Here is a 21,385-nt window from a genome sequence, read left to right as displayed (position 1 = left end):
CCAAGGAGTATTTTTCTCCTTGGTTATTTTTTTACCATTCCTTTTAAAACGAACGCAACGTTTGCTGGACGTTCAGCTAAGCGGCGCATGAAATAACCATACCAGTCATTTCCATATGGTACATAAACACGCATTTTGTAGCCTTCTTTAACAAGTTCAAGTTGACGTTCCGTACGAATACCATATAACATTTGGAATTCAAATTGATCACGTGAAATATTATATTCTTCGGCAAGTTTCTTCGTATATTCAATAATTGCCTCATCGTGTGAAGCAATAGCAGTATAATTTCCATTTAATAAGTGCATTTTAATAATTTTTTTATAATTTTCATCTACATCTTTTTTGTCCGGGAACGCCACTTCTTCTGGTTCTTTATAAGCCCCTTTTACAAGACGTAAATTAGGACTATATGCATTTAAATCTTCGATGTCTTTTTCTGTACGATATAGGTAAGCTTGAATAACAGTACCGATATTATCGTATTCAGATTTTAATTGCTTAAAGATCTCAATTGTTTTTCCACAGCGTGTATAGTCTTCCATATCAATCGTAACAAACACACCGTTTTCTTTTGCAGCCTCTAAAATGCGGCGCATATTATTCATTACGATTTCATCTGAGATGTCTAACCCCATAGAAGTCATTTTTAAAGAAAGCTGTGAATCAAGTTTTTCGCGTCCAATTGCACGGATTGCTTCAATCGATTGGCTTGCCATTTCATTTGCTTCTGCTTCATTATCAACGAACTCACCTAAATAATCGATTGTCACACAAAGTCCTTGTTGATTTAATTGTTTAATAGCTGCAGCAGCTAAATCAATTGTCTCCCCTGCGACAAAGCGCCCTGCACCAAAGCGTAAACCGTACTTCTTAGCCAGTTTTGTTAGCGCTTTATTTTTTGACAAGAAAAGAAACGAATTTCGCATTAATTGTTCCATGTAATTCACCCCTATGACTGTACTTTGTCTGTTTTTTTCCCCTCTTCAAAATTATATCATTCTTTAAAATTATTTGATACAAATAATTATTTAGATAATTTATAAAATACTATAAAAATATTCAAAAGCCCATATTCTCGCTTTTAAATATCCATAAAAATTTTTCGACATTTAAAATAAAACTAGAAAAACAGGTGAACAACTAGCCTAAAATAAAAATTCGACAATACTCGTCATACCTCTTACTTCTCTTTATAAATTATACAAAGATATTAATACGACTAAAAATGAATACAAATATAAAATCCTGAGGTACTTAGTTCTCTCCCATAGAAAATCAAGTGCAAAAGGTAGGGGGGATTTCTGTTGAAATAAGTATAGAAAGTGTAAAAACATAGAATCCCGGTTTCATTGAAAGGTACTATCCTTGCATAGTATATAAAATTTTACCCGGATGGAAAACACGTATTGGAGTGTGAAAAATGCCAGAAAGAATGAATGTACAACAAATTCGAATTGAGCCTTGGAACAATGCTAATCTTACTTTACTTCGTCTTATGAATGTACCTGAGATGCTAGAATACTTAGGAGGGCCTGAGACTGAAGAACAACTCCTTGCTCGTCACGAGCGGTACCTTAAGATTAGTGAGCTGGGAACTGGACATATGTTTAGCATCGTCCTTCTTCCGCAACTCGAAATTATTGGTAGTGTAGGATATTGGGACAGCTACTGGAAAGAAGAGAACGTATACGAAATTGGCTGGAGCGTCCTACCACCATTTCAAGGGAGAGGAATAGCAACAAAAGCCGTCGAAAAAGCTATCGCTCATGCTAAAATGGAACAAAAGTACAGATTCATTCATGCTTTTCCCGCCATCAATAATCCTGCTTCAAACGCTATTTGCCAAAAGCTCGACTTCTTATTTATTAGTGAGTGTGACTTCGAATATCCGCCAGGGAGTGTCATGCGATGCAATAATTGGTGTTTAGAGATAACTACGAAACCATCAAACAATTCCTCTATATGAATTAAAAGCTTGAGGTCTATTGATCCCCAAGCTTTTTTTGTAAAAAATCACAAAATGGTTTCTCATTCTTATTTCTGATTACGATGTTCCTCATTTAACCTTTTAATATCAGAGATTAACTTTACCATCTCTTCTTTTGCCTCTGGATATGTCTCATTCCAATGCTTGACTAAAGCTGGCATTGTTTTAGCAATGTAAGAGTACAGTGCCCACTTTTGCACTTGTTCTTTTCTCTCTTCACTGCCTTCCCCTAGTAACAATTCTGTATACTTTTCAAGTAAGCCATCAAACTGCTCATTAAATTTGTCACTCATTTCCCTTTCCTCCTTCCCTAGGTACCACAATAATAAAAAAGTGTACCATGGATACACTTATCTTACCTAATTTACCCATACAAAAAAGCAGCGAAAATCGCTGCTTTCTCCTATAATTTCGAACGAACAGAATTTAATTTTTTCTCCATTGTGCTTTCTTTATCTCGGCGATCATCAATACGAATTGTTGTCGCTACACGCTTTGCACCTTTTGTATATGGCACTTCATGCATTTGTTGAATTACTTCAAGTAATACAGGGAGATCTCCTTCAATTACTGTATTCATCGGTGTTAATTGGTACTTCACGCGATCCGCGTTTTTCTCTAACACTTTTTGTACTTCTGCTACATATTCACTTACGCTTGGATTACCTGTTCCAACTGGAATAATCGATACATCAACAATTGCCATGGTAGTTCCCTCCTATGTTTGTTTCATTTCTATTGTACAAAACTCTCCCCTACTTTACTAACCATAACTATACTTTTAATTTATTTTTCATAATATACTTATCCTCTGTAATCCTTTTCTACTGGTTGTGCATATATTGGTGTTATCCTTTTGAAAGGAAGTGGACAATTGAAAAAGTTACTTCTCATTTTATTAGCCATTCCCCTCTTATTTGGAACAACAGCTTGTGACTTATGGCAGAAGGATCCAAAACCAGTAGAAAAGCCTGATCCAAAGCCGAAACCCGATCCAGCACCGACTCCGACTCCAACTCCAACTCCAACTCCGACTCCGCCACCTAATCCAACTCCGCCTCCAACACCTAATCCAACTCCTCCACCAGCTTCAGTAGATACGGCTCAAGTCATGCAAAAACTGGTAAATTCAATTAACTCAGTTGGAAACTCAAATGGCATTAACGTAAGCAGCATTAAACTCTTTACTGAAACAGCACAAATCGCAACATATAACGGAATCTTTAATACTAAATTTGGATTAGGCGTTTCCATTTATAAAGCAACTGGCGGTATCGCTGCTGTTGCTATCGCTGGATCCGGTACATCTAAAGAACAAATTGACGCCTTTTATTCCACAATAAAGACTGTCATTCGTTCTATTGACTCAGCTCTAAGTGAGCAAGACATGAACACTATTCTAGAACAACTCGGTTCGAAAGATTATTTTCAAACAAAGCAATTCTCAACTCGAGCAATTAATGGTACATTAACTGTTACTGAAAACAATGGCGCACTTATGTTCAAGGCGGTTCATAATTAAACATACAAAAAAGAATAGGGTCGATGCTGGCTCTATTCTTTCTATTTACCTCTTTAAACATGAGGCACTTGTATAAATGTACATACTTCTTTATTCTTAGTATAGAATCTAACTTGTCCGGGAGGTACTATGTTACAAAAATTCGGTTTCTCACAATACGAAAGCCAGGCATATGAAGTCGTAGTCTCAAGCGATGAACCACTAGATGCAACAACGATTGTAAAACATTCGGGTGTTCCAAAAGCAAAAATATATGAAGTATTAGCACGCCTCATCGATAAAGGAATGGTTATGGATTCCGTCTCAGAAAAGAAAAAGCTATATACCGCCCTGCCACTGGATCTTGCCATTCAAAAATTAACGACAGAATTTCAATCGAATATTAAAGAACTTCAAACAAATATTTCAAAACGATCCTTTACAGATGACCGTGTTTGGAGCTTAAAAATACAGTCTTCTATTCAAGTACAAAGTAAGCAGTTAGTAGAAGAAGCGAAACAATCTATCCGTATTTCCGCTTGGAATGATACCTTTTTAGAATATCTTCCCTTACTTGAGAAAAAAGCAAAACAAGGCATTGATATTGAAGCACTTGTAGTTGGAGATGTGAAAACAGAACTGTCAAATGTTCATTTTCTCATTCCAACTGAAGAACCTAACGCATTAGAACGTTACTTACTTCTTATTATTGATGATCGTGAAATTTTATTTGCTGGGGTAGAGCAAGAATCGTGGCAAGCGATGAAAACAATGTCTCCGCCATTCGTAAAATTCTTTACGGAGTTCTTCTATCATGATGTTGCACTTGCTAAAATTACACAGAAACATCACGATCTCTTTATGAATGATGAGGAAATACGCAGCATTTTAATGAAGTTACGATATTAAAAATAGCAAAGGCGCTCTCTTTGCTATTTTTAATTTTGCTTTTTTATTTCAGTTAATAACTCAATAATCTTCTCATTTTGCTGAACCTGTTTCTCAGAATTATGGTAGAGGAAGCGAATCCATCGTAGTACAAAAGCAATCAGAAAAACTGGTAACACCATCGCAAAAAAGCCAATCGCCGATTCGAAATCCATATACCATCACTCCTCTCCCTGTACCCTTCTATATCAAAATGGTAAATCCTTCAATTCACTTCAAACAAAAAAGAATCTATCAAACGATAGATTCCTTCTTTGCCACATGAGTAGATTGTCCTCTCGTAATCGAGAAAGTCGCACAAAGCAGTGCTAAAATCACAAAGCCCCCGCCTATCCATGCATTATATATAACCGACGATTGTTCAATAACAACTCCGCCTACCGTTGAACCAAGTGCAATACCTAAATGAAGTGCTGAATTATTTAAGCTTTGCTGAATACCAGCTGATTCCGGTGCAATTTCAATTAAATAATTTTGCTGCGCTGGTGAAATTGCCCAGCTTAACATACTCCAAAGTCCCATCATGATAATAAATAACGGGAATGAGAATGTCATCATCGGTAAGATAAAGATGGCACATGCAAAGACGATAATAATGGAGATAATACTTTTCTTCGATCCCCACTTATCTGCAAGCCAACCACCAAATCCGCCGCCGATTACTGCTGCGATTCCGAAAATAAAGTAAAATACGCTAATCCAGTTTGCTTCAACATGCATCACATCTTTTAAAAACGGTGTTAAATATGCGTATAGTGTTAAATGTCCTGTTAAAAATAAGAATGATGTTAACTGCGCACTCACAATCTTTTTATTTTTCAAAGTAGCAATTTGTTCTCTGACAGACAATACAGCTACTGGTGGAACTTTTGTTAAAAATAAAGAAATACTAGCAATTGCTATAACTGTTAATACCGAAATTAAAACAAACGGTGCACGCCATCCGTATGCATTCCCAAGCACAAGCCCAAGTGGTACACCTAGTACAAGCGAGCCACTAATCCCCATAAAAATAATTCCGATTGCACGCGCACGAAAATGCGGCTCTACCACACTAGAAGCTAACGTTACCGACAATGCAATAATAAGCGAGCCACTTGCTGCACAAATGACCCTTGAGAACATGAGCATCCCGTAATTCAAACTAAATGCTGAAATGATATTACCAATTAAGAAAATAGATAATGCCTCAATATATAATGTTTTACGCTCAACTTTTCCTGTTACCGCTAATAAAATTGGCCCTGAAAGAGCAAATACAACTGAGAATATTGTAATAAGTTGACCCGCTGCACTGATAGATACACCTAAATCATTGGCCACTAAATCGAGCGTTCCTCCGATAATTAGTTCAACCGTCCCGACTACGAATGCCGCAATCGCTAAAATATATACACGAAAATTCAAGTTTTTCCCCACACTTTCCCTCGTCCGCTTTTGGTTACTACAACTATAGTAACCAAAATAACACTTGCAATCAAGTATAAATTCTCCCGCATACACCTGGAAATTTTCCACAAGCAAAAAAAGCAGACATATCATATGCCCACTCTTTTCACTATCCCTATTCTTTAAGACTGTGTTTCTTTTTTCTTATTTAAATACCAGTACACTGGTAGTCCTGTAAATACCATTCCGATTGATAAGAAACAGCTTTTCCAATCATTAATAATCGCACTTCCAATTACAAATAGTGATCCTAAAATTGCAATGATTGGTACGATTGGAAACAGTGGTACACTGTATGCACGCTCTTTCCCGCTATTACGTTTCCGTAAAATGAAGACACCAATAAATGTCATCACATAGAAAATGTAAATAATAAATACGGAAATCTCAGATAGCTTATTTGGATCGCTAATAATCATTAAAATAATCCCTAATATAATTTCAAATGTGATTGCATTTGCTGGCGTTTTAAATTTCTCATGCGCCTTGGCAATAAACTTAGAAAATGGAAGTTGCCCACGTTCTGCCATCGACATTGGAATACGCGGGAATGTTAAAATCTTTCCGTTTAAGCATCCAAAAATAGAAATGATAATACCGATACTAATGATTTTCCCACCATATTCTCCAAGCAACATACTTGCTGCTGTCGCTGTCGCGTTTTCACCAAGATCTACGATTTTCGCCGCTGGTAATACTTTCAGTAGAGCTAAGTTAATTAATACGTAAGCAGCTGTTACAATTAAAATCCCCACTGTCATCGCCTTTGGTAACAACTTTGTTGGATTCTTCATTTCACCGCCGATAGAAGCAAGTAAAATCCAGCCATCGTAAGCAAATAACGTTGCTAAAATTGCCATTCCAATACTTTGGTTTTCTGATAATGGTACAACTACATTAAAGATATCGCTATTCCCTTTCCAAAAACCTAACACAACAATTAATATAATTGGAATCATCTTTCCGAATGTCGTAATTGTTTGGACAATCCCCCCATACTTCGTTCCCATACTATTAACAACACCAAGGAACACAACTGTTCCAATTGCAATTGGTAAATTCCATAATTTATCTAAATAGAAAAAGTTAATCATTAAAGAGCTAAAATACAAACCTAATGTTCCAATAATAGCTGGGCCGTATACAATTGTTTGCATCCAGCCGGATAAATACCCCCAAAAGCTCCCATAAATCTCCTCTAAATACGTGTACAATCCACCATTTTTCGGAATTTGCGCTCCAATTTCAGCTACAGTTAAACCACTAGCTAACGTTAACAAGCCACCTACTACCCAAGCGAGAATTGCCATATTCGAACTCCCTGAGTAATCTAATACGCTTCCTGGCTTCATAAATACACCAGACCCAATAATAGTCCCTACAACGATAGATAGTGCTACAGTTAAACCAATTTTGTTTTTCTCATCATGATGCATGCTGCGTATCCTCCTTCCAATTCTAGTGTGATGCAAAAATAAAATAAAAAAACACTCCTCCCTAAAAAAGGGACGAGTGTTGTATTCGTGGTTCCACCCTTGTTTCATCAGTAAAATAACATACTTCACCAATTTCTCAAGTCTAGATAACGGTGTTTGCCGGCAAGCAATTACTAATTGTTCGTTCACTGCTGCAGTTCAGAGGTGGTAATCTATTTTTCCGTATTAGGAAGCTCACAGCCAAAGACTTCCCTCTCTGAGAATCGTAAAAAATCGATCGTGTCCTCATCATCACTTCTTGATGTCGAATTTTGTAGTTAATGTTCATTATATTGAATTTTTCAAAAAAATCAAGAATGTTTTTTATCATATGAACAATTTTTCTTCTTAAAATTTTCTACAAGCTTCATAAACGCTCATTCCATAATTATTTTAAAACTTTTTTAATCCTAATATAATAATCCCCATCTATATTCCTCGTATGGTGCCCTACTGCCCAATGCGGAATAAATTCTTTCTGGTATAGAAATCATTTACATAATGAAAAAGGCCAAACTTCTCCAGTGGGAGAAGTTTGGCCTCAAATAAATCCTATACACAGTCTCTTTCATTTCACCATCCGAAAGACCGTTCTATTAAAAGTCTTCGTATCTTCTGTATTTTAATCAATTATTCGCTTGCTCCCATTAATCCTTGATTGGAAATTTAACGTTAAGCTCTGCTAATTGCTCTTTTGCCTTTTTCATAATAGCTTTCGCTTTTTCCTTTGTCGCACCATCAAGGTTTGCAAACATTTCTTCTCGTTTCCCTTTTTCAGGAAGCTTCACACCTAGTTCTGCCAATTTCTCTTTTGCTTGTTCATGAGTTAATGTTCCTGCTTTTTTCTGCTTCATAATCGCTTTCGCTTTTTCTTTCGTCGCCTGATCAAGGTTAGCAAACATTTCTCCTCGCTTACCCTTTTCAGGAAGATTTACACCTAATTCTGCTAATTGCTCTTTTGCTTGTTCATGAGTTAATGTTCCTGCTTTTTCTTTCTCCATAATCGCTTTCGCTTTTTCTTTCGCCTGATCATCCAAGTTAGCAAACATCTCTTCTCGTTTCCCTTTTTTAGGAAGCTTCACACCTAGCTCAGCCAATTTCTCTTTTACTTGTTCATGTGTTAATGTACCAGACTTTTTCTGCTCCATGATTGCTTTTACCTTTTCTTTTGCCTGATCATCCAGGTTAGCAAACATTTCTCCTCGTTTCCCTTTTTCAGGAAGTTTCACACCTAGTTCTGCTAATTGCTTTTTCGATTCCTGCATGATCGTTTGCACTTTTTGTTTCGTTGCTTCATCCAAGTTTTGATACGAAGTCCCTTTCTTAGTTTGTTCTGTGGCTTGTGTAGAATTGTCTGTGCTAGTTGCAGCAAAAGCAGGGATACCTGCCCCTCCCATAATTCCTAGTGATAAAGCTCCTGCAGCTACTACATACCCAATTGTTTTCTTCTTCATATGAAAATTCCTCCTTCATTTCATATCAAATAACGTTCTAAAACTTGTACACCTTCGTATACAATTCACATAGTAAATTGGTTTTCTTAATTTTTCCTTAACCATTAGATAAAGTGAAACTTTAATCAGTGGGGGTTTTCTTCATCCCCACTGATTATCAGCCCTCACCAATCGGGCTTTTACGGACAGTTGATCCCTCACCTATCTTCCTCGTTTCTCTCTGAATCTTGAGGTGGGGATCTTACTGCCCGTTAATGCGGGACAAACTTCAACAAATCAATAAAAGCCGCTCAATTGAGCGGCTTTCTTCTATGCATTTTGTAATTGTCCTTCTTCGCGTTCCATCACTTTTCTAAGCACAATCATTTGTAGCATTGTAAATATGTTACCTGTAATCCAATACACGACAAGTCCTGATGGTGCGGCAAATCCCATAAATAAAATCATCGCCGGCATCATAAATTGCTGCATTTTGAGCATTGGAACCTGCTCCCCAGCCTGTGCATTCGACTGCATAATTTTCATTTGAATAAACGTGGTTAGCGCTGCAATAATCGGTAAAATATGATACGGATCTGCATGTCCTAAGTTTACCCATAAAAATGAAGATGTACGAATCTCTTCAGTACGACTAATCGCATAATACAATGCTGAGAAAATCGGCATTTGTATAAAGATTGGCCAGCACCCAGCAAGTGGATTCCAACCGCCTGTTTTCATTAGTTCTGACATTTCTTTTTGATATTGTTTTTGCTTTTCAATATCTTTGCTTACATTACCATGCTTTTCTTTCAACTTCTGTATCTGTGGCTGCATTTTTTTCATTTTCATTTGACTACGATATTGCGCAACAGCTAATGGAATCATCGCTGAGCGAATCACAAGCGTAATGATAATAATTGCAATACCGAAGCTTCCGCCAGGTACATGATGAGCAACAAATTGAAGCATAAGCGAGATTGGATAAACAAAATAGTGATCCCAAACCCCCGTACTATGTGCATCAATTGGTGCCGTACTGCTACAACCAGATAAAACAAAAACAAATAATAATGATAAACTAACGAGCACAGCTCGGTATGATTTTAACATGCTTATTCCTCCAATGTTTCGTAATTAGTTAGCGAAACATTGGTGTATACGGACCGACCTCGTCACTCTCTCCACTCGATTCTTGTCTGCGAACCGAACGAACCATTCCATATTTATAGAAGATAGAGAAAAGCAGGATATTCCCTATACGCGCTTCACATGTATCAACTATTGCGAAAGCTTTTTGTCTACCGCTTGATGCTTGTTGGCGTACAAAGCGAGAAACATTAGCGAGAAAATAGACTTCTAATAAACAGAATGCTGTCGTTACAAAAGTTATATATAGAATTGCATCTTGCAATAAAAATTCCATCGCTTCACATCCTTAATAAGCTCATTTTAGCACATTCTCCAAACGTTCTCTATTTCCTTTTATTTTCAAATAAATGTTTTGCATATTTTCTCACAAAAATGATACAGAAAACCATTGTATTCGCTTTCTTTAGTATATTCACACATATAACTGAATAGGTTTAATTTTTTAGAAATTTATAAAATTTTTGTATTATAATAAAACGGTTGCCAGTTTTTGAAAAAAGCATTATTCTCTTCTTGTAATCAAAAATGAATATGGAGATGAAACATACTATGGGTCAATTAGGAGACGCCGATTACGTTCCCGACACCGCCTTTTTATCCTTCCCAGCAGCTAGAACATTTCATTTGGAATTTATGATACAGTTGATTGTTATTTTTATAGCTTCCACTTTGTATGCTATTTCAATGAATATGTTTTTTATCCCGCATAATATGATTAGCGGTGGTTTCGCTGGTGTAGGGATGATTATCGGTTATTTAATGCACTATAATATCGGTGCACTTATCTTTTTATTAAACATCCCACTACTTGTTCTAAGTCATTTTTACTTAGGAAAGAAAACTACTTTCTTAACAGCTTACTTCGTGGCAGTATCATCTGTAGCCATGAACATTATTCCCGTACATCAAGTTTCAGAGGACATTTTACTTTCTTCTGTATTTGGTGGAGTCATCTGTGGTGCAGCCTCAGGGATTATATTCCGATTTGCTTCTTCAACAGGTGGTTTTGATGTTGTTGGATTGATTGTAGCGAAATATAAAGACATTTCGATTGGTGCTATTATTTTTGGCTTCAACTTACTCTTACTTGTTGTCGCTGGCTTTATTTTCGGATGGGATATTACACTGTACACGTTAATTAGCCGTTTTGTTGTTAGTAAGGTAATCGATGCTGTGCATACAAAACACATTAAATTAACGATAATGACAATTACAGAAAAAGGCGAGGAAATGAAAAGCGCACTACTGCATCACGGCATACGTGGTGTAACGATGATAGACGCTGTCGGCGGCTATACCAACCATAAGAAAAAAATGATTTACACTGTCGTAACTCGTTACGAATTAGGAGAAATCAAGCGTATCATTCGTCATGTAGACAATCATGCGTTTATGAATATTACAGAAACCGTTGAAATCGTTGGACGTTTCAAACGAATATAAGAAGACGCAAGGAATTACAATTCCTTGCGTCTTTATTTATCTAATTACCAATGACAGGAATGTTAGTTCATATAAAGTGAAACTTTAATCAGTGGGGGTTTTCTTCATCCCCCACTGATTATTAGCCCTCACCAATCGGGCTTTTACGGACAGTTCATCTCCCACCTAACTTCTTTGCTTTCGCTGAATTCTGAGGTGGGAGTGTTACTGTCCGTTAATGCGGGATAAATTACTTATGCCAGCTAAATTACGATGTATAAGTATTCGTTCCATTCAATAGTCTTTGATTGTAATTATGAGCAGCAATTGCTCCCCAAACCATACAAATAAAATGGGTAACAAAAAGCCCTATACCAAATGTTACAATACCAACAATTAACTCAATAATAATCATAATAATTGCACCAATAATTGTTGAATACAACATTCCAAAAGAACCGAACAAAAACGTTAATACTAAAGAAACCCCTATACTTTTCGTAGGTGTAACTATGATATGCTGCTTTTGTGACCCCATCTAATGTCCTCCTTTTAAATTAACTAAAAATTCAATTAAATTAATTGTACAATAAAATGGAATATTAATCCATGTAATATATTTTTTAAAATTATTTTACACTTATTACAAAATCAGATAATTCTATTATTATTAAGCTAAATATGTTATAATACAATAAGACTCACAAAAAAGAATGTATAGCCTTGGGAGTTTCTCTTACTTTATAAGCAAAAAGAAACGAGAAGTCGGGTATATCTCAGGCAAGTTTACGTAATAACGAATCATTTTCACATCACACAAGAAACGGTTGAAAAAGGCCGATTATCTTAGTCATTCTTCATTACTCTAAAAAAGATGCGTACAACTAAAATTCACTTCTATTACTATACCTACCTTTTTGACTTCCAAATCCTCTTATTACATAAGGAGATGAACATATGAATCAACGTATACGGTACATGGTAGCTGTCCTGTTTGCTCTTATCGGTGGCATGATTTGCTTCTGGACAAACATTCAGCTTGGAGAACATATCATTTTTAATGGAATCGAATCACTTGTAAGCGCTTCAATATTAGGCGGATACATTTTCTTCCTCTTTAATCCAGAAGAAAATGCTCAAAAAACAATGTTATTAACAATGATCGGAATCGTTGGAGGATGTATTTCCTTCTCAATGACGAATTACACATTACCATTACAATTAAGCTCAGCTTTCTTCCACGGTCTTTGGACTTGGTTTATCGCATTTTGCTTAGCAGATGTATTTAACCTATTACAAGATCCAGAAGAAGAGACTGGACGCGGAGTCGAGAGCAACTCTTAATAGAAAAGAGGATAGAAGATTAATCTTCTATCCTCTTTTTTCAATATATCGGCGCTTCGAAATATCTCAAGCACTCGGAATCCGAAACCATACATGTGCTCCCCCACATACTGAACTATTTTCCGCAAATATATTTCCGCCATGCTTCTCTACAATCGACTTCGCAATATATAATCCCAGCCCAGAATGTTCTTTACTACTTGATCGTGATTTGTCCTCCTGATAAAAGCGCCGGAATACTTTTTGTACGTCTCCAGGTTGAAAACCAGTTCCTGAATCGTACACATGAAACTGGAATCCGTCATGCTGCACACTTACTTTTACTAGTATCTTGCCTTCCTCTGGCGTAAAACGCACACCATTCATCACGATATTATCCATCACTTGACTGATTCTCTCTTGATCAAACACAAGTGAATATATAGCATCATCATTCTCAAACATAACGTCCCATTCTATTTCTTTCTTCTTAGCAATATACTCATATTCTTCAATCTTCTTGCTGAAAAAACTCTGTAAGTTTACTTCATTTAATAACAATTGAAATGAAAAACTCTCTAGCTGATTTACTGTATTGAACTCCCCAAGAAGCTTCGCCATCCGATTTGTATTCCGCTCAATCGTATGTAAATAGCGCTCCAGTAATTCTTCATTTTTCCATAGGCCACTCTGCAGTCCTTCTGTGTGCCCTTGTACAATTGTTAATGGTGTTTTCAAATCATGAGAAATTGCTCTTACATATTCTCTCCGTTCTTCTTCTAGTTCCCATTGGCGAGATAGGCTATCGGCTAATGCTGCACGCATATTTTCAAACGACATAACTAACTCACCTATCTCGTTTTTCGCTCTATATTCCAAGCGGAAATCTAGATCACGCGCTTCAATTCTTTTTGAAGCGTCTACTAGCTCTTTCATTGGTCTGGATAATCTTTTTCCAATTCGATGAGAAACAATATAAGATAACAAACTAACATATACAAAAGGAGACCCAAGTACAAATATAACAAATAAGGCAATCCAACCATTCGCATAAGAAACATCTAACGTATAGTTAAGCCCTAATGCACCTTTCAACTCTCCATCAGCATTCAGAAGTGGCGTATAATAAGTCGTATTTTTATCTATGCCTTCTACATGTAAACTTATATTTAGATTATTAGCTAGTGGATTATTTTGACTTATTACCCGTCTTGTATATGTTCCATACTGCTTATTTCCTTTTACGTCAATTACTTGATATGTAATCCCTTCTCTTGGAATTAACTTCTCCAATTCTTGTTGCTCTTCTTTATCTAATAAACGCTCTCCTTTTTTGCCTGCATACTCTTGAATCATTGGGATCTTTTTTTCGTAGTAATTAGCCGGGTGCATCAATTGCTCTCCACTCTTCTGCCACCAATATACAAATGCCCCAAGCGTTGCGATGGATAAAAGGATGCTACCCGCTATTATAGTAATGAATCCAACAATTAACTGTTTTTTTATTGAGAGCTTTTCTAGCATAACTTTACACTCCACTTATACCCAATTCCCCACACCGTCTGAATATACGTACGCTCCCGGTCATACATACTAAGTTTCGTCCGTATCTTCTTCATATGCTCAACAACAGTAGACACATCACTTTCATTATCGTAACCCCAAATTTTCTCAAAGAGCTGCTCCTTCGTTAACACTTGTCCAGAATGAAGTGCCAGCATCTTTACGACCTCGAATTCCTTCTTTGTAAAATGAATCGTTTGATTTTCTACTGAGACTTCATAACTCTGCAAATCAATTAAGATGTTTCCATAACGAAGAGCATGTTTCTCAGACGGCTCTTGTAAATCTGTAGCACGGCGTAAATTAGCAATGATTCGCGCTTTTAGTTCCTTTAAACTAAATGGCTTACTAATATAATCATCCCCACCAATCATCAATCCCTCAATACGGGATTGCTCTCTGCTATCAGCACTTACAAATAGAATCGGGCAAGTTTGCTGCTCTCGAATCTTCATGCACACTTCAAATCCATTCATATCAGGGAGCATGACATCGAGCAAAACTAAACTTACCTCATCATCTAGTTGGCTTAATGCTTCCTTCCCCTCTAAAGCTGTTCGCACGTGATACCCTTCCATAGCAAGACTATCTGCAATAAACGTTAAAATATCTTCTTCATCATCAACAACTAAAATTGTACCTGCCATGGTCATTCTCCCCTTTACTCATACAAATCTTTTGTCCGCCACGTTATAAAACTTAAAAGCATACAAACTACTAAAATTGTACCATTCACAAGGTAGAATATGGAATCTCTATCACTTAAAATACGAATTACTTCTTGACCCGCCGCTATAAAATAAGAAAAACTGTCATGAATATAGAGCGTCCCAAACATGATTCCAATTGTCATAAAGAAAGAAAGTACTACATTTGGCATCCATAAACTTACGAAACTCGCTAGCATTAAACTCGTAGCGGTAATGAATACTAAAATCCCGTAGAATTTTAATGTATATAAAAGAGCTTCTGCTGCATTATATTTGATATCTTGATGTAAAAATGTTGTATACTCGGCTGACGAAACAAATAATTTACCGTATATATAACTTACGACAAACATAAGAAATAAAAGTAAAAATACAACAACAATTTGAGTAAGCCATTTAGCCACTAACAATTTCCCTCTCTTAATGGGTCTTATACAAACGAGACGATAGGAACCAGATGACCGCTCTCCATTAAAACTATCAATAAATAAAATGGGAAAGATTAATAATGATAAAATGATATATAGTTCTTTCCCTAAAGCAACTTGAAAATTCAATTGACTTATTGGTGCCGAGGCACCATCTGGATTGTAAATTGCGACTCCCCAATGTTGTATAGAGAGACAATCTATAAGTAACAAAACAAAAAAAACACCACATATTACCACTGTCTTTTTCCGAGAAAAAAACCTTTCAAATTCACTTATCATTAACTGCTTCATTCCAATCACCTCACACAAAATGATCTTTCTTCCCTACGACGTAAAACGTAATAAAATTAGAAATAGCGATATAAACGCTTAATACTCCTAAACAAAGATAAATAAAATTTCCTTTTCCTATAAGCGATAATGCAATTCCCTCATACTGTAAATTTACAATTGATGAATAACGTACAAATACTACCTGCCTAGTCGGCACAAAATGCTGCATAATTTCTGGAACCCCTAAAGAAAGAATAATAAAACCGATACCAAATGCAATTGCACTCGTTGTAGATTTACTAAGTACTGTAAGCATCATAAAGATACTAATTACACAAACCATCATTACATAGGCCACACCGTAATATTTCAGTGTATAAAGAAAAACTTCCATCCCGCTACTAGTTGGCTGTTCATAATAAAAAAGAAAAATGTTTGGATTAAAATTAAAACATAAATAACCAATTACATAGCTACAAGTGAAATACACAAGAAAAAACAAAGCCATCATAAGAAACATAGTAATCATTTTCCCAAGTAAAATTTGCCGATACGTATAGGCACGCTGCAATACCATTCTCATTTGCCCGCTATGATATTCATGAGAAATCATAAGAGCCATTGTAACAAGCAAAATAAGATTAAATGCACTAATTAGCATTTCTGCTAAACCCATAACGGGAAATGTATTGGAATACGTATAATCTACAGCTGTTTTTGCAATAGCTTGATTATGTCCGATATAATACTTTGCTGAAGCAAATAACATCACCGGTATTCCCGCAAAACAAAGCCACGTCACCTTCTTCGCCCAAAGTCGCTCCCATTCAGAGCGCACTAGCCTCATCATGAGCTCATCATCTCCACAAAGATATCTTCTAGATCCTTACTATTCCCTTTTAGTTCTTCCGTCGTCCCCCGCCAAATGAGCGCTCCTTCTCGAATCATCACCCATGAATCGCACATAAGCTCAAGTTCACGAATGAGATGGCTTGAAATAAAAAAGGTAATTCCTTTATCACGCTGTAAATCGAGCACAATCTTTCGAAGTTGTTTAATCCCAACTGGATCTAATCCGTTGGAAGGTTCATCCAAAATAATAAAATCTGGATCCCCAAGAAGTGCCTGTGCAATTCCTAATCGTTGTTTCATTCCTAATGAATAAGTGCCTACCTTATCATCGGCACGATTTTCTAACCCAACAATTTTTAACACTTGTTCAACTTTTCGCTCTAAGTTTTCTCCCCCAGAGTTCATTGTGATTCTACCCAAGTTTCGTAAATTTTTCCGCCCAGACATATAAGGAAAGAAAATTGGAGATTCTACAATCGCGCCAACATACTGAAGTGCTTCTTCACGATTTTTTTGTACACTAACACCGTTAATTAGGACCTCTCCTTCATTTGGTTTAATCAAACCCATAATTGTCCGAATCAATGTCGTTTTCCCTGAACCATTTGGGCCAACAAAGCCACAAATCTCATTTTTATAAACAGAAAAAGATAGATGATTTAATAAACTTCTCCCTTTCACCCGTTTCGTTACATTTTTTACTTCTAGCACCGCTTTTTTCATCTTAATCGCCTCCTTGCTTCTAGAATAGGAGGTAAAAATAAACAATTTATAAACAAATAAGAGGAAGCTGCATTTTTTTTGCAGCTTCCTCTTTCCCTAGTAATGATGTATTCATATTAAGAAGTACTATATAATATATTTAAAATACATAATATACGAGGTGAAATATGGAGGGAAAATCGATTTTTCCTTATCTTCTCATCAAACTTTCAGCAACTAAAACAGGAACATATTATATTGTAGTTACTGGTGACAACCTTACAGGTAAAATAAAAGCAAAATGGAAAATACACTAAAAAGCGTAAGCGGCTCGCTCAGAATGTGAGGGGGATGGATTTCAATAAAAAAGAGCAGTGCCTATTAGCACTGCTCTTTCCAAATTTCGACATAGAATGGATTCCATATTAATTTGCACCTTGTACAAAAACACGTTTTAATTGTTTGCGGAAACGAACTCCTAACGTAATTGCTACAATAACAATCACTCCAAAGATAATTTTCCCAATGTGTTGTCCAAGTACTCCAAATATATCATGTAAGTTTCCACCTAACCAATAGCCACCGATTAAGAAGAAAGATACCCAGAATAGAGCACCAGAGTAAATCGTTATAGCAAAGCGACGGAATGGTAAATTAATAATGCCTGCAAAGTATCCAGTAAAATGGCGTACACCTGGAATAAAGAATCCGATAAAAATAAGGAAGTATCCATATTTATCAAACCACATTCTCGTTAAATCAATTTTTCTTTGCGTTAAAAACACATACTTCCCATACTTCTGTACAAACGGCATACCAAGTTTATTACCTAAAAAGTACTGAATTGTCATCCCAACACTCGTTCCAATACATGATAAGATAATTAAAAGGGGTAATTGTAAATCCCCTTGATGCGCCAAAAAACCCGCGTATGCTAGTGTTGGCTCTCCCGGAAACGGAAGCGCAATATACTCTAACAGCAATCCTACAAGTACTACATAGTAACCGTATTGCTGAAATAATTCATGAATCCATTCCATGTCGATCTCTCCTTTTCTCTCTTATCTACAGCATCCATCACGTTCAAACTGTTACTATTATTGTATAAAAAAATTGTCGAAATAACTATCACAATAGCTTACATTTAGATTACATTTTTGTAAGGGAAATACTAAAATACCCCATATTCATGCAAATTCTCCTAATATCTATTATATATTTTCAAATTTTTTCATTTCTCCTTTATTATATACAAAAAAATTGCACTTTTCTCTCATTTTCGCATAGTTAACTTTTAGAAATTCACTTATCCTTATTTTAGAAGATACGCGCAACTCTTCTCACATGTGATTTCTAAAAAACACACAAAAACTTGCGAGAAGAATTACATCTACTTTATATTGAAAATGTAAAAGAGATTGCTATAAACTAGAGTCATAGTCATTATCAAATGTTTTATACCCAAACTCACACACGATTGTGAGTGGCGGAATTTTGTAGAGTTTTCACTCTGTTTCGTTCGCCCGCTGTCCTTAATTGGACAGCGGGCGTTTTTTATTTGTCGAAGGAGGATTTTTTATGGAGAAATTTAAGTTTTCATTATTAGTTTTATTTGGCGCCTGCAGCTACGGCGTACTTTCTACAATTTTCAAACTTGGCTTTATGAACGGGTTTTCTGCACATGAGTTACTAGGTGGACAATATGTATTTGGTTGGGTGGGACTTTTATTGCTCGTTCTTTTCTTCTCGCGTCATAAAGTCTCGAAAAAACAAGCATTGACCTTATTAGCTGTCGGAACAACAATGAGCATGACCGGGATTTTCTACGCGATTTCTGTAGAAGAATTACCTGCTTCCATCGCTGTTGTTCTACTCTTTCAATTTACCTGGATTGGAGTAGTCATTGACGCAGTCGCTAACAAGACATTACCAAGCCGCGAAAAAGTAATATCTATTATTATTTTATTTGCCGGAACATTATTTGCAGGCGGTGTGTTTGAAGGGCTTGGTCAAAACTTCTCCACAAAGGGTATTATCTTTGGACTGTTAGCCGCTATCTCTTTTTCCTTTTATGTCTTTGCAAGTGGCCGCGTTGCTACAAATGTATCACCCTATACAAAAAGCTTCCTTATGACAACAAGTGCTACACTTATTGTGTGTTTATTCTTTCCACCAACCTTTTTAATGGATGGTGCCTTGCAAGCTGGATTATGGAAGTACGCTTTCTTCCTTGGATTCTTCGGTGTTGTTATACCGGTAATTTGCTTCTCCATCGGTGTACCAAAAGTCGGCATAGGATTGGGAACCATTTTAGGTGCTGCAGAACTACCAACAGCAATCATTGCTTCTATCACTCTTGTTCATGAAGTCGTATCACCGATGCAATGGCTCGGCATTGTTTGCATATTGCTTGGTATTTTCACACCACAAATTTTGACTGCACGGAAAGAGAAGAAAAAGAGCATAGAACATAGCGCCTAAAAAAAGAGCACATCATGTGCTCTTTTTACTTTCATGCTCCATATAACCTTTCTACCTCTTTTTCAATTTGTTTTATATCAATTCTTTCAAATAAAGGCTGTACATGACTTATCCGCTCTGGCAATATATTTTCACATTTCCAGCCCGTATTCGTAATCGCTAGCATATTCCGCACCCTTTCACTTGAAAACGGTAAAAACGGCTCCAGTAACTGCGCAAAATTCACAATAAAATATACACAGGTGTAAATCGTCTCTTCGCAAGCAACAGGCTCTTCCTCCCTTTGCTTCCAGGGCGCCTGCTCATCAAAATATTTGTTCGTAAATCGTACCGTTTCAAAAATCATTTCCAACGCTACTTTAAAATGAGCCTGCTCAATCGCATTTCCTACACTGCGATATAATTCCTCTATTCTTTCTTTTAGCTCTGGATTTATATGCCCCTTTGGTACCGCACCGTCATAATATTTCTCAATAAACTTTAATGTACGATTTACAAAATTCCCATATGCGCCTAGCAACTCACTGTTATGGCTATAGATAAATTCGCGCCAAGAAAAATCGGTATCGCGATTTTCTGGTGCATTAATCGTTAAGAAATAACGAATCGAATCTGGATCATACCGCTCTAATATATCTGGTACCCATACTGCCCAGTTTTTGCTTGTCGATAACTTTCGTTTCTCAACAGTTAAATATTCATTGGAAACGATATGCCGCGGAATTGCCTTTTCTCCTATCCCAAGTAATACAGCTGGCCAAATAATAGAATGGAACGGGATATTATCCTTCCCATGAACATAGTATGTCTTCGCGCTGCTACTCCAGAACTCCCCATCATCTTCGCCCATTTCTTCAGCCCATCGTTTACTCGCTGAATAATAACCAGCAACAGCTTCAATCCACACGTAAATTTTCTTATCCTCATATCCCTTAACTGGAATTGGCACTCCAATTGGTAAATCACGTGATACAGCCCGGTCCTGTAATCCTTCTTCTAAGTAACGCTCTGTTAATTGGATTGCATTATCACGCCATGCTCCTTCTCGTTTTGCAACCGCTATCGCATCATTAATCTGCTGCTGAAATTTATGCAATGCAAAATAGAAATGCTCTGTTTCCTTAACTGCTGGCGTATTTCCACACAGCTTACATTTCTTTTCTAATAAATCGAGTGGATCTAAAATAGCTGAGCATGCATCACATTGATCACCGCGTGCTGGTTCATGGCAATGTGGACAGACACCCTCCACATAGCGATCCGGTAAAAATTGTGTACACGTTTCGCAATATGCTTGCTCAACTGTCTTTTTATAAATAAATCCTTCTTCTAACAAACGTAAGAAAATCTTCTGTACCGTTTCATGATGATGCTGTGCATCTGTACGTGTATAACAATCATACGTAAAACCAAGCTCCTTAAAACATCGCTCAAATTCCTCATGATAATAGTCTGCAATTTCTTTTGCAGTAACCCCTTCTTGTTTGGCCCGAATAGCAATCGGAGTTCCATTACAATCGCTTCCTGATACGTAAAGAACATTTTCACCTTTCGTTCTATAATAGCGAGCTAAAATATCCCCAGGTAATAAACCCGCAACATGCCCAAGATGTAAAGAGCCATTCGCATACGGCCAAGCTCCACCAATAAAAGTACTCATCATCTATTCCTCCTTTTAAA

23 protein-coding genes are annotated in these 21,385 nt (G+C 36.6%); 6 read left to right on the top strand and 17 right to left on the bottom strand.

Features of this window, described 5'->3' with window-relative positions:
* Positions 1-23: 23 nt before the first annotated feature.
* Positions 24-941 carry a proline dehydrogenase family protein gene (locus ACM6HU_RS16080; protein ID WP_003201679.1) on the bottom strand — a complete coding sequence of 306 codons (918 nt, stop codon included), beginning with the start codon at positions 939-941 and terminating at the stop codon, positions 24-26.
* Between the two features lie 482 nt (positions 942-1,423).
* Between ACM6HU_RS16080 and ACM6HU_RS16075 the strand changes: the two genes are divergently transcribed.
* A complete protein-coding gene (locus ACM6HU_RS16075; protein ID WP_016112419.1) occupies positions 1,424-1,969 on the top strand; it encodes a GNAT family N-acetyltransferase in 546 nt (181 codons plus the stop codon).
* A 68-nt stretch (positions 1,970-2,037) separates the two neighbouring features.
* Here the strand turns inward: ACM6HU_RS16075 and ACM6HU_RS16070 are convergent, their stop codons facing one another.
* Both ACM6HU_RS16070 and ACM6HU_RS16065 read right to left on the bottom strand, forming a co-directional pair.
* Positions 2,038-2,283 (bottom strand): YusU family protein, encoded by a 246-nt coding sequence (locus ACM6HU_RS16070; protein ID WP_006096491.1) that lies wholly within the window; start codon positions 2,281-2,283, stop codon positions 2,038-2,040.
* Positions 2,284-2,393: 110 nt separating this feature from the next.
* Positions 2,394-2,696 carry an MTH1187 family thiamine-binding protein gene (locus tag ACM6HU_RS16065; RefSeq protein WP_001018864.1) on the bottom strand — a complete coding sequence of 101 codons (303 nt, stop codon included), beginning with the start codon at positions 2,694-2,696 and terminating at the stop codon, positions 2,394-2,396.
* A 168-nt stretch (positions 2,697-2,864) separates the two neighbouring features.
* Here ACM6HU_RS16065 and ACM6HU_RS16060 point away from each other — a divergent pair, with 168 nt between their 5' ends.
* Together ACM6HU_RS16060 and ACM6HU_RS16055 are read left to right on the top strand one after the other, a co-directional pair.
* Entirely contained in the window at positions 2,865-3,512 is a 648-nt protein-coding gene (locus tag ACM6HU_RS16060; RefSeq protein ID WP_414848256.1) for an adhesin, read from the top strand.
* Between the two features lie 129 nt (positions 3,513-3,641).
* On the top strand, positions 3,642-4,400 hold the full coding sequence (locus tag ACM6HU_RS16055; protein ID WP_016112421.1) for a TrmB family transcriptional regulator: 759 nt from the start codon (positions 3,642-3,644) through the stop codon (positions 4,398-4,400).
* Positions 4,401-4,429: 29 nt separating this feature from the next.
* On the opposite strand, the gene ACM6HU_RS16050 is transcribed toward ACM6HU_RS16055, so the two are convergent.
* The 6 genes from ACM6HU_RS16050 to ACM6HU_RS16025 form a co-directional block, all read right to left on the bottom strand.
* On the bottom strand, positions 4,430-4,594 hold the full coding sequence (locus tag ACM6HU_RS16050; RefSeq protein ID WP_016112422.1) for a hypothetical protein: 165 nt from the start codon (positions 4,592-4,594) through the stop codon (positions 4,430-4,432).
* A gap of 79 nt (positions 4,595-4,673) precedes the next feature.
* Entirely contained in the window at positions 4,674-5,846 is a 1,173-nt protein-coding gene (locus tag ACM6HU_RS16045; protein WP_033670897.1) for an MFS transporter, read from the bottom strand.
* Positions 5,847-6,010: 164 nt separating this feature from the next.
* Positions 6,011-7,324, bottom strand: a complete 1,314-nt coding sequence (locus ACM6HU_RS16040) for an APC family permease (RefSeq protein ID WP_016112424.1) — start codon at positions 7,322-7,324, stop codon at positions 6,011-6,013.
* A gap of 686 nt (positions 7,325-8,010) precedes the next feature.
* Entirely contained in the window at positions 8,011-8,817 is an 807-nt protein-coding gene (locus tag ACM6HU_RS16035; RefSeq protein WP_016112425.1) for a hypothetical protein, read from the bottom strand.
* 309 nt (positions 8,818-9,126) lie between these two features.
* Positions 9,127-9,909: a membrane protein insertase YidC gene (locus ACM6HU_RS16030; protein ID WP_016112426.1), complete on the bottom strand. Its 783-nt coding sequence runs from the start codon at positions 9,907-9,909 to the stop codon at positions 9,127-9,129.
* A gap of 28 nt (positions 9,910-9,937) precedes the next feature.
* Positions 9,938-10,222 (bottom strand): hypothetical protein, encoded by a 285-nt coding sequence (locus ACM6HU_RS16025; protein ID WP_016112427.1) that lies wholly within the window; start codon positions 10,220-10,222, stop codon positions 9,938-9,940.
* A 275-nt stretch (positions 10,223-10,497) separates the two neighbouring features.
* On the opposite strand from ACM6HU_RS16025, the gene ACM6HU_RS16020 reads away from it, so the two are divergent.
* Entirely contained in the window at positions 10,498-11,391 is an 894-nt protein-coding gene (locus ACM6HU_RS16020) for a YitT family protein (protein ID WP_016112428.1), read from the top strand.
* Positions 11,392-11,638: 247 nt separating this feature from the next.
* Here the strand turns inward: ACM6HU_RS16020 and ACM6HU_RS16015 are convergent, their stop codons facing one another.
* Entirely contained in the window at positions 11,639-11,908 is a 270-nt protein-coding gene (locus ACM6HU_RS16015) for a hypothetical protein (protein ID WP_016112429.1), read from the bottom strand.
* 419 nt (positions 11,909-12,327) lie between these two features.
* On the opposite strand from ACM6HU_RS16015, the gene ACM6HU_RS16010 reads away from it, so the two are divergent.
* On the top strand, positions 12,328-12,714 hold the full coding sequence (locus ACM6HU_RS16010) for a DUF3938 domain-containing protein (protein WP_016112430.1): 387 nt from the start codon (positions 12,328-12,330) through the stop codon (positions 12,712-12,714).
* A 66-nt stretch (positions 12,715-12,780) separates the two neighbouring features.
* On the opposite strand, the gene ACM6HU_RS16005 is transcribed toward ACM6HU_RS16010, so the two are convergent.
* From ACM6HU_RS16005 to ACM6HU_RS15980, 6 genes are all read right to left on the bottom strand, one after another.
* Positions 12,781-14,217, bottom strand: coding sequence for a sensor histidine kinase (locus ACM6HU_RS16005; protein ID WP_016112431.1), 1,437 nt, complete (start codon positions 14,215-14,217; stop codon positions 12,781-12,783).
* Positions 14,211-14,903, bottom strand: coding sequence for a response regulator transcription factor (locus tag ACM6HU_RS16000; protein WP_016112432.1), 693 nt, complete (start codon positions 14,901-14,903; stop codon positions 14,211-14,213). Before ACM6HU_RS16000 ends, ACM6HU_RS16005 begins: the two co-directional genes overlap by 7 nt.
* Before the next feature lie 14 nt (positions 14,904-14,917).
* A complete protein-coding gene (locus tag ACM6HU_RS15995) occupies positions 14,918-15,688 on the bottom strand; it encodes an ABC transporter permease (RefSeq protein WP_077294554.1) in 771 nt (256 codons plus the stop codon).
* A 10-nt stretch (positions 15,689-15,698) separates the two neighbouring features.
* Positions 15,699-16,517, bottom strand: a complete 819-nt coding sequence (locus ACM6HU_RS15990) for an ABC transporter permease (RefSeq protein ID WP_414848255.1) — start codon at positions 16,515-16,517, stop codon at positions 15,699-15,701.
* Entirely contained in the window at positions 16,517-17,245 is a 729-nt protein-coding gene (locus tag ACM6HU_RS15985) for an ABC transporter ATP-binding protein (protein ID WP_016112435.1), read from the bottom strand. Before ACM6HU_RS15985 ends, ACM6HU_RS15990 begins: the two co-directional genes overlap by 1 nt.
* A gap of 404 nt (positions 17,246-17,649) precedes the next feature.
* The gene (locus ACM6HU_RS15980; RefSeq protein ID WP_016112437.1) at positions 17,650-18,264 is read right to left on the bottom strand and encodes a DedA family protein; all 615 of its coding nucleotides are present in this window, start codon (positions 18,262-18,264) and stop codon (positions 17,650-17,652) included.
* Positions 18,265-18,802: 538 nt separating this feature from the next.
* On the opposite strand from ACM6HU_RS15980, the gene ACM6HU_RS15975 reads away from it, so the two are divergent.
* Complete coding sequence (locus ACM6HU_RS15975; RefSeq protein WP_016131083.1) at positions 18,803-19,705, top strand: EamA family transporter; 903 nt, start codon at positions 18,803-18,805, stop codon at positions 19,703-19,705.
* 31 nt (positions 19,706-19,736) lie between these two features.
* On the opposite strand, the gene metG is transcribed toward ACM6HU_RS15975, so the two are convergent.
* On the bottom strand, positions 19,737-21,365 hold the full coding sequence (metG, locus tag ACM6HU_RS15970; protein WP_016132388.1) for a methionine--tRNA ligase: 1,629 nt from the start codon (positions 21,363-21,365) through the stop codon (positions 19,737-19,739).
* Between the last annotated feature and the right edge of the window lie 20 nt (positions 21,366-21,385).

The organism is Bacillus sp. IT-79MI2 (genome assembly GCF_949768135.1).
Lineage (GTDB): Bacteria > Bacillota > Bacilli > Bacillales > Bacillaceae_G > Bacillus_A > Bacillus_A pseudomycoides.
Note: the sequence above shows the minus strand (reverse complement) of the source record. Positions and strands in the feature narration are given on the sequence as shown.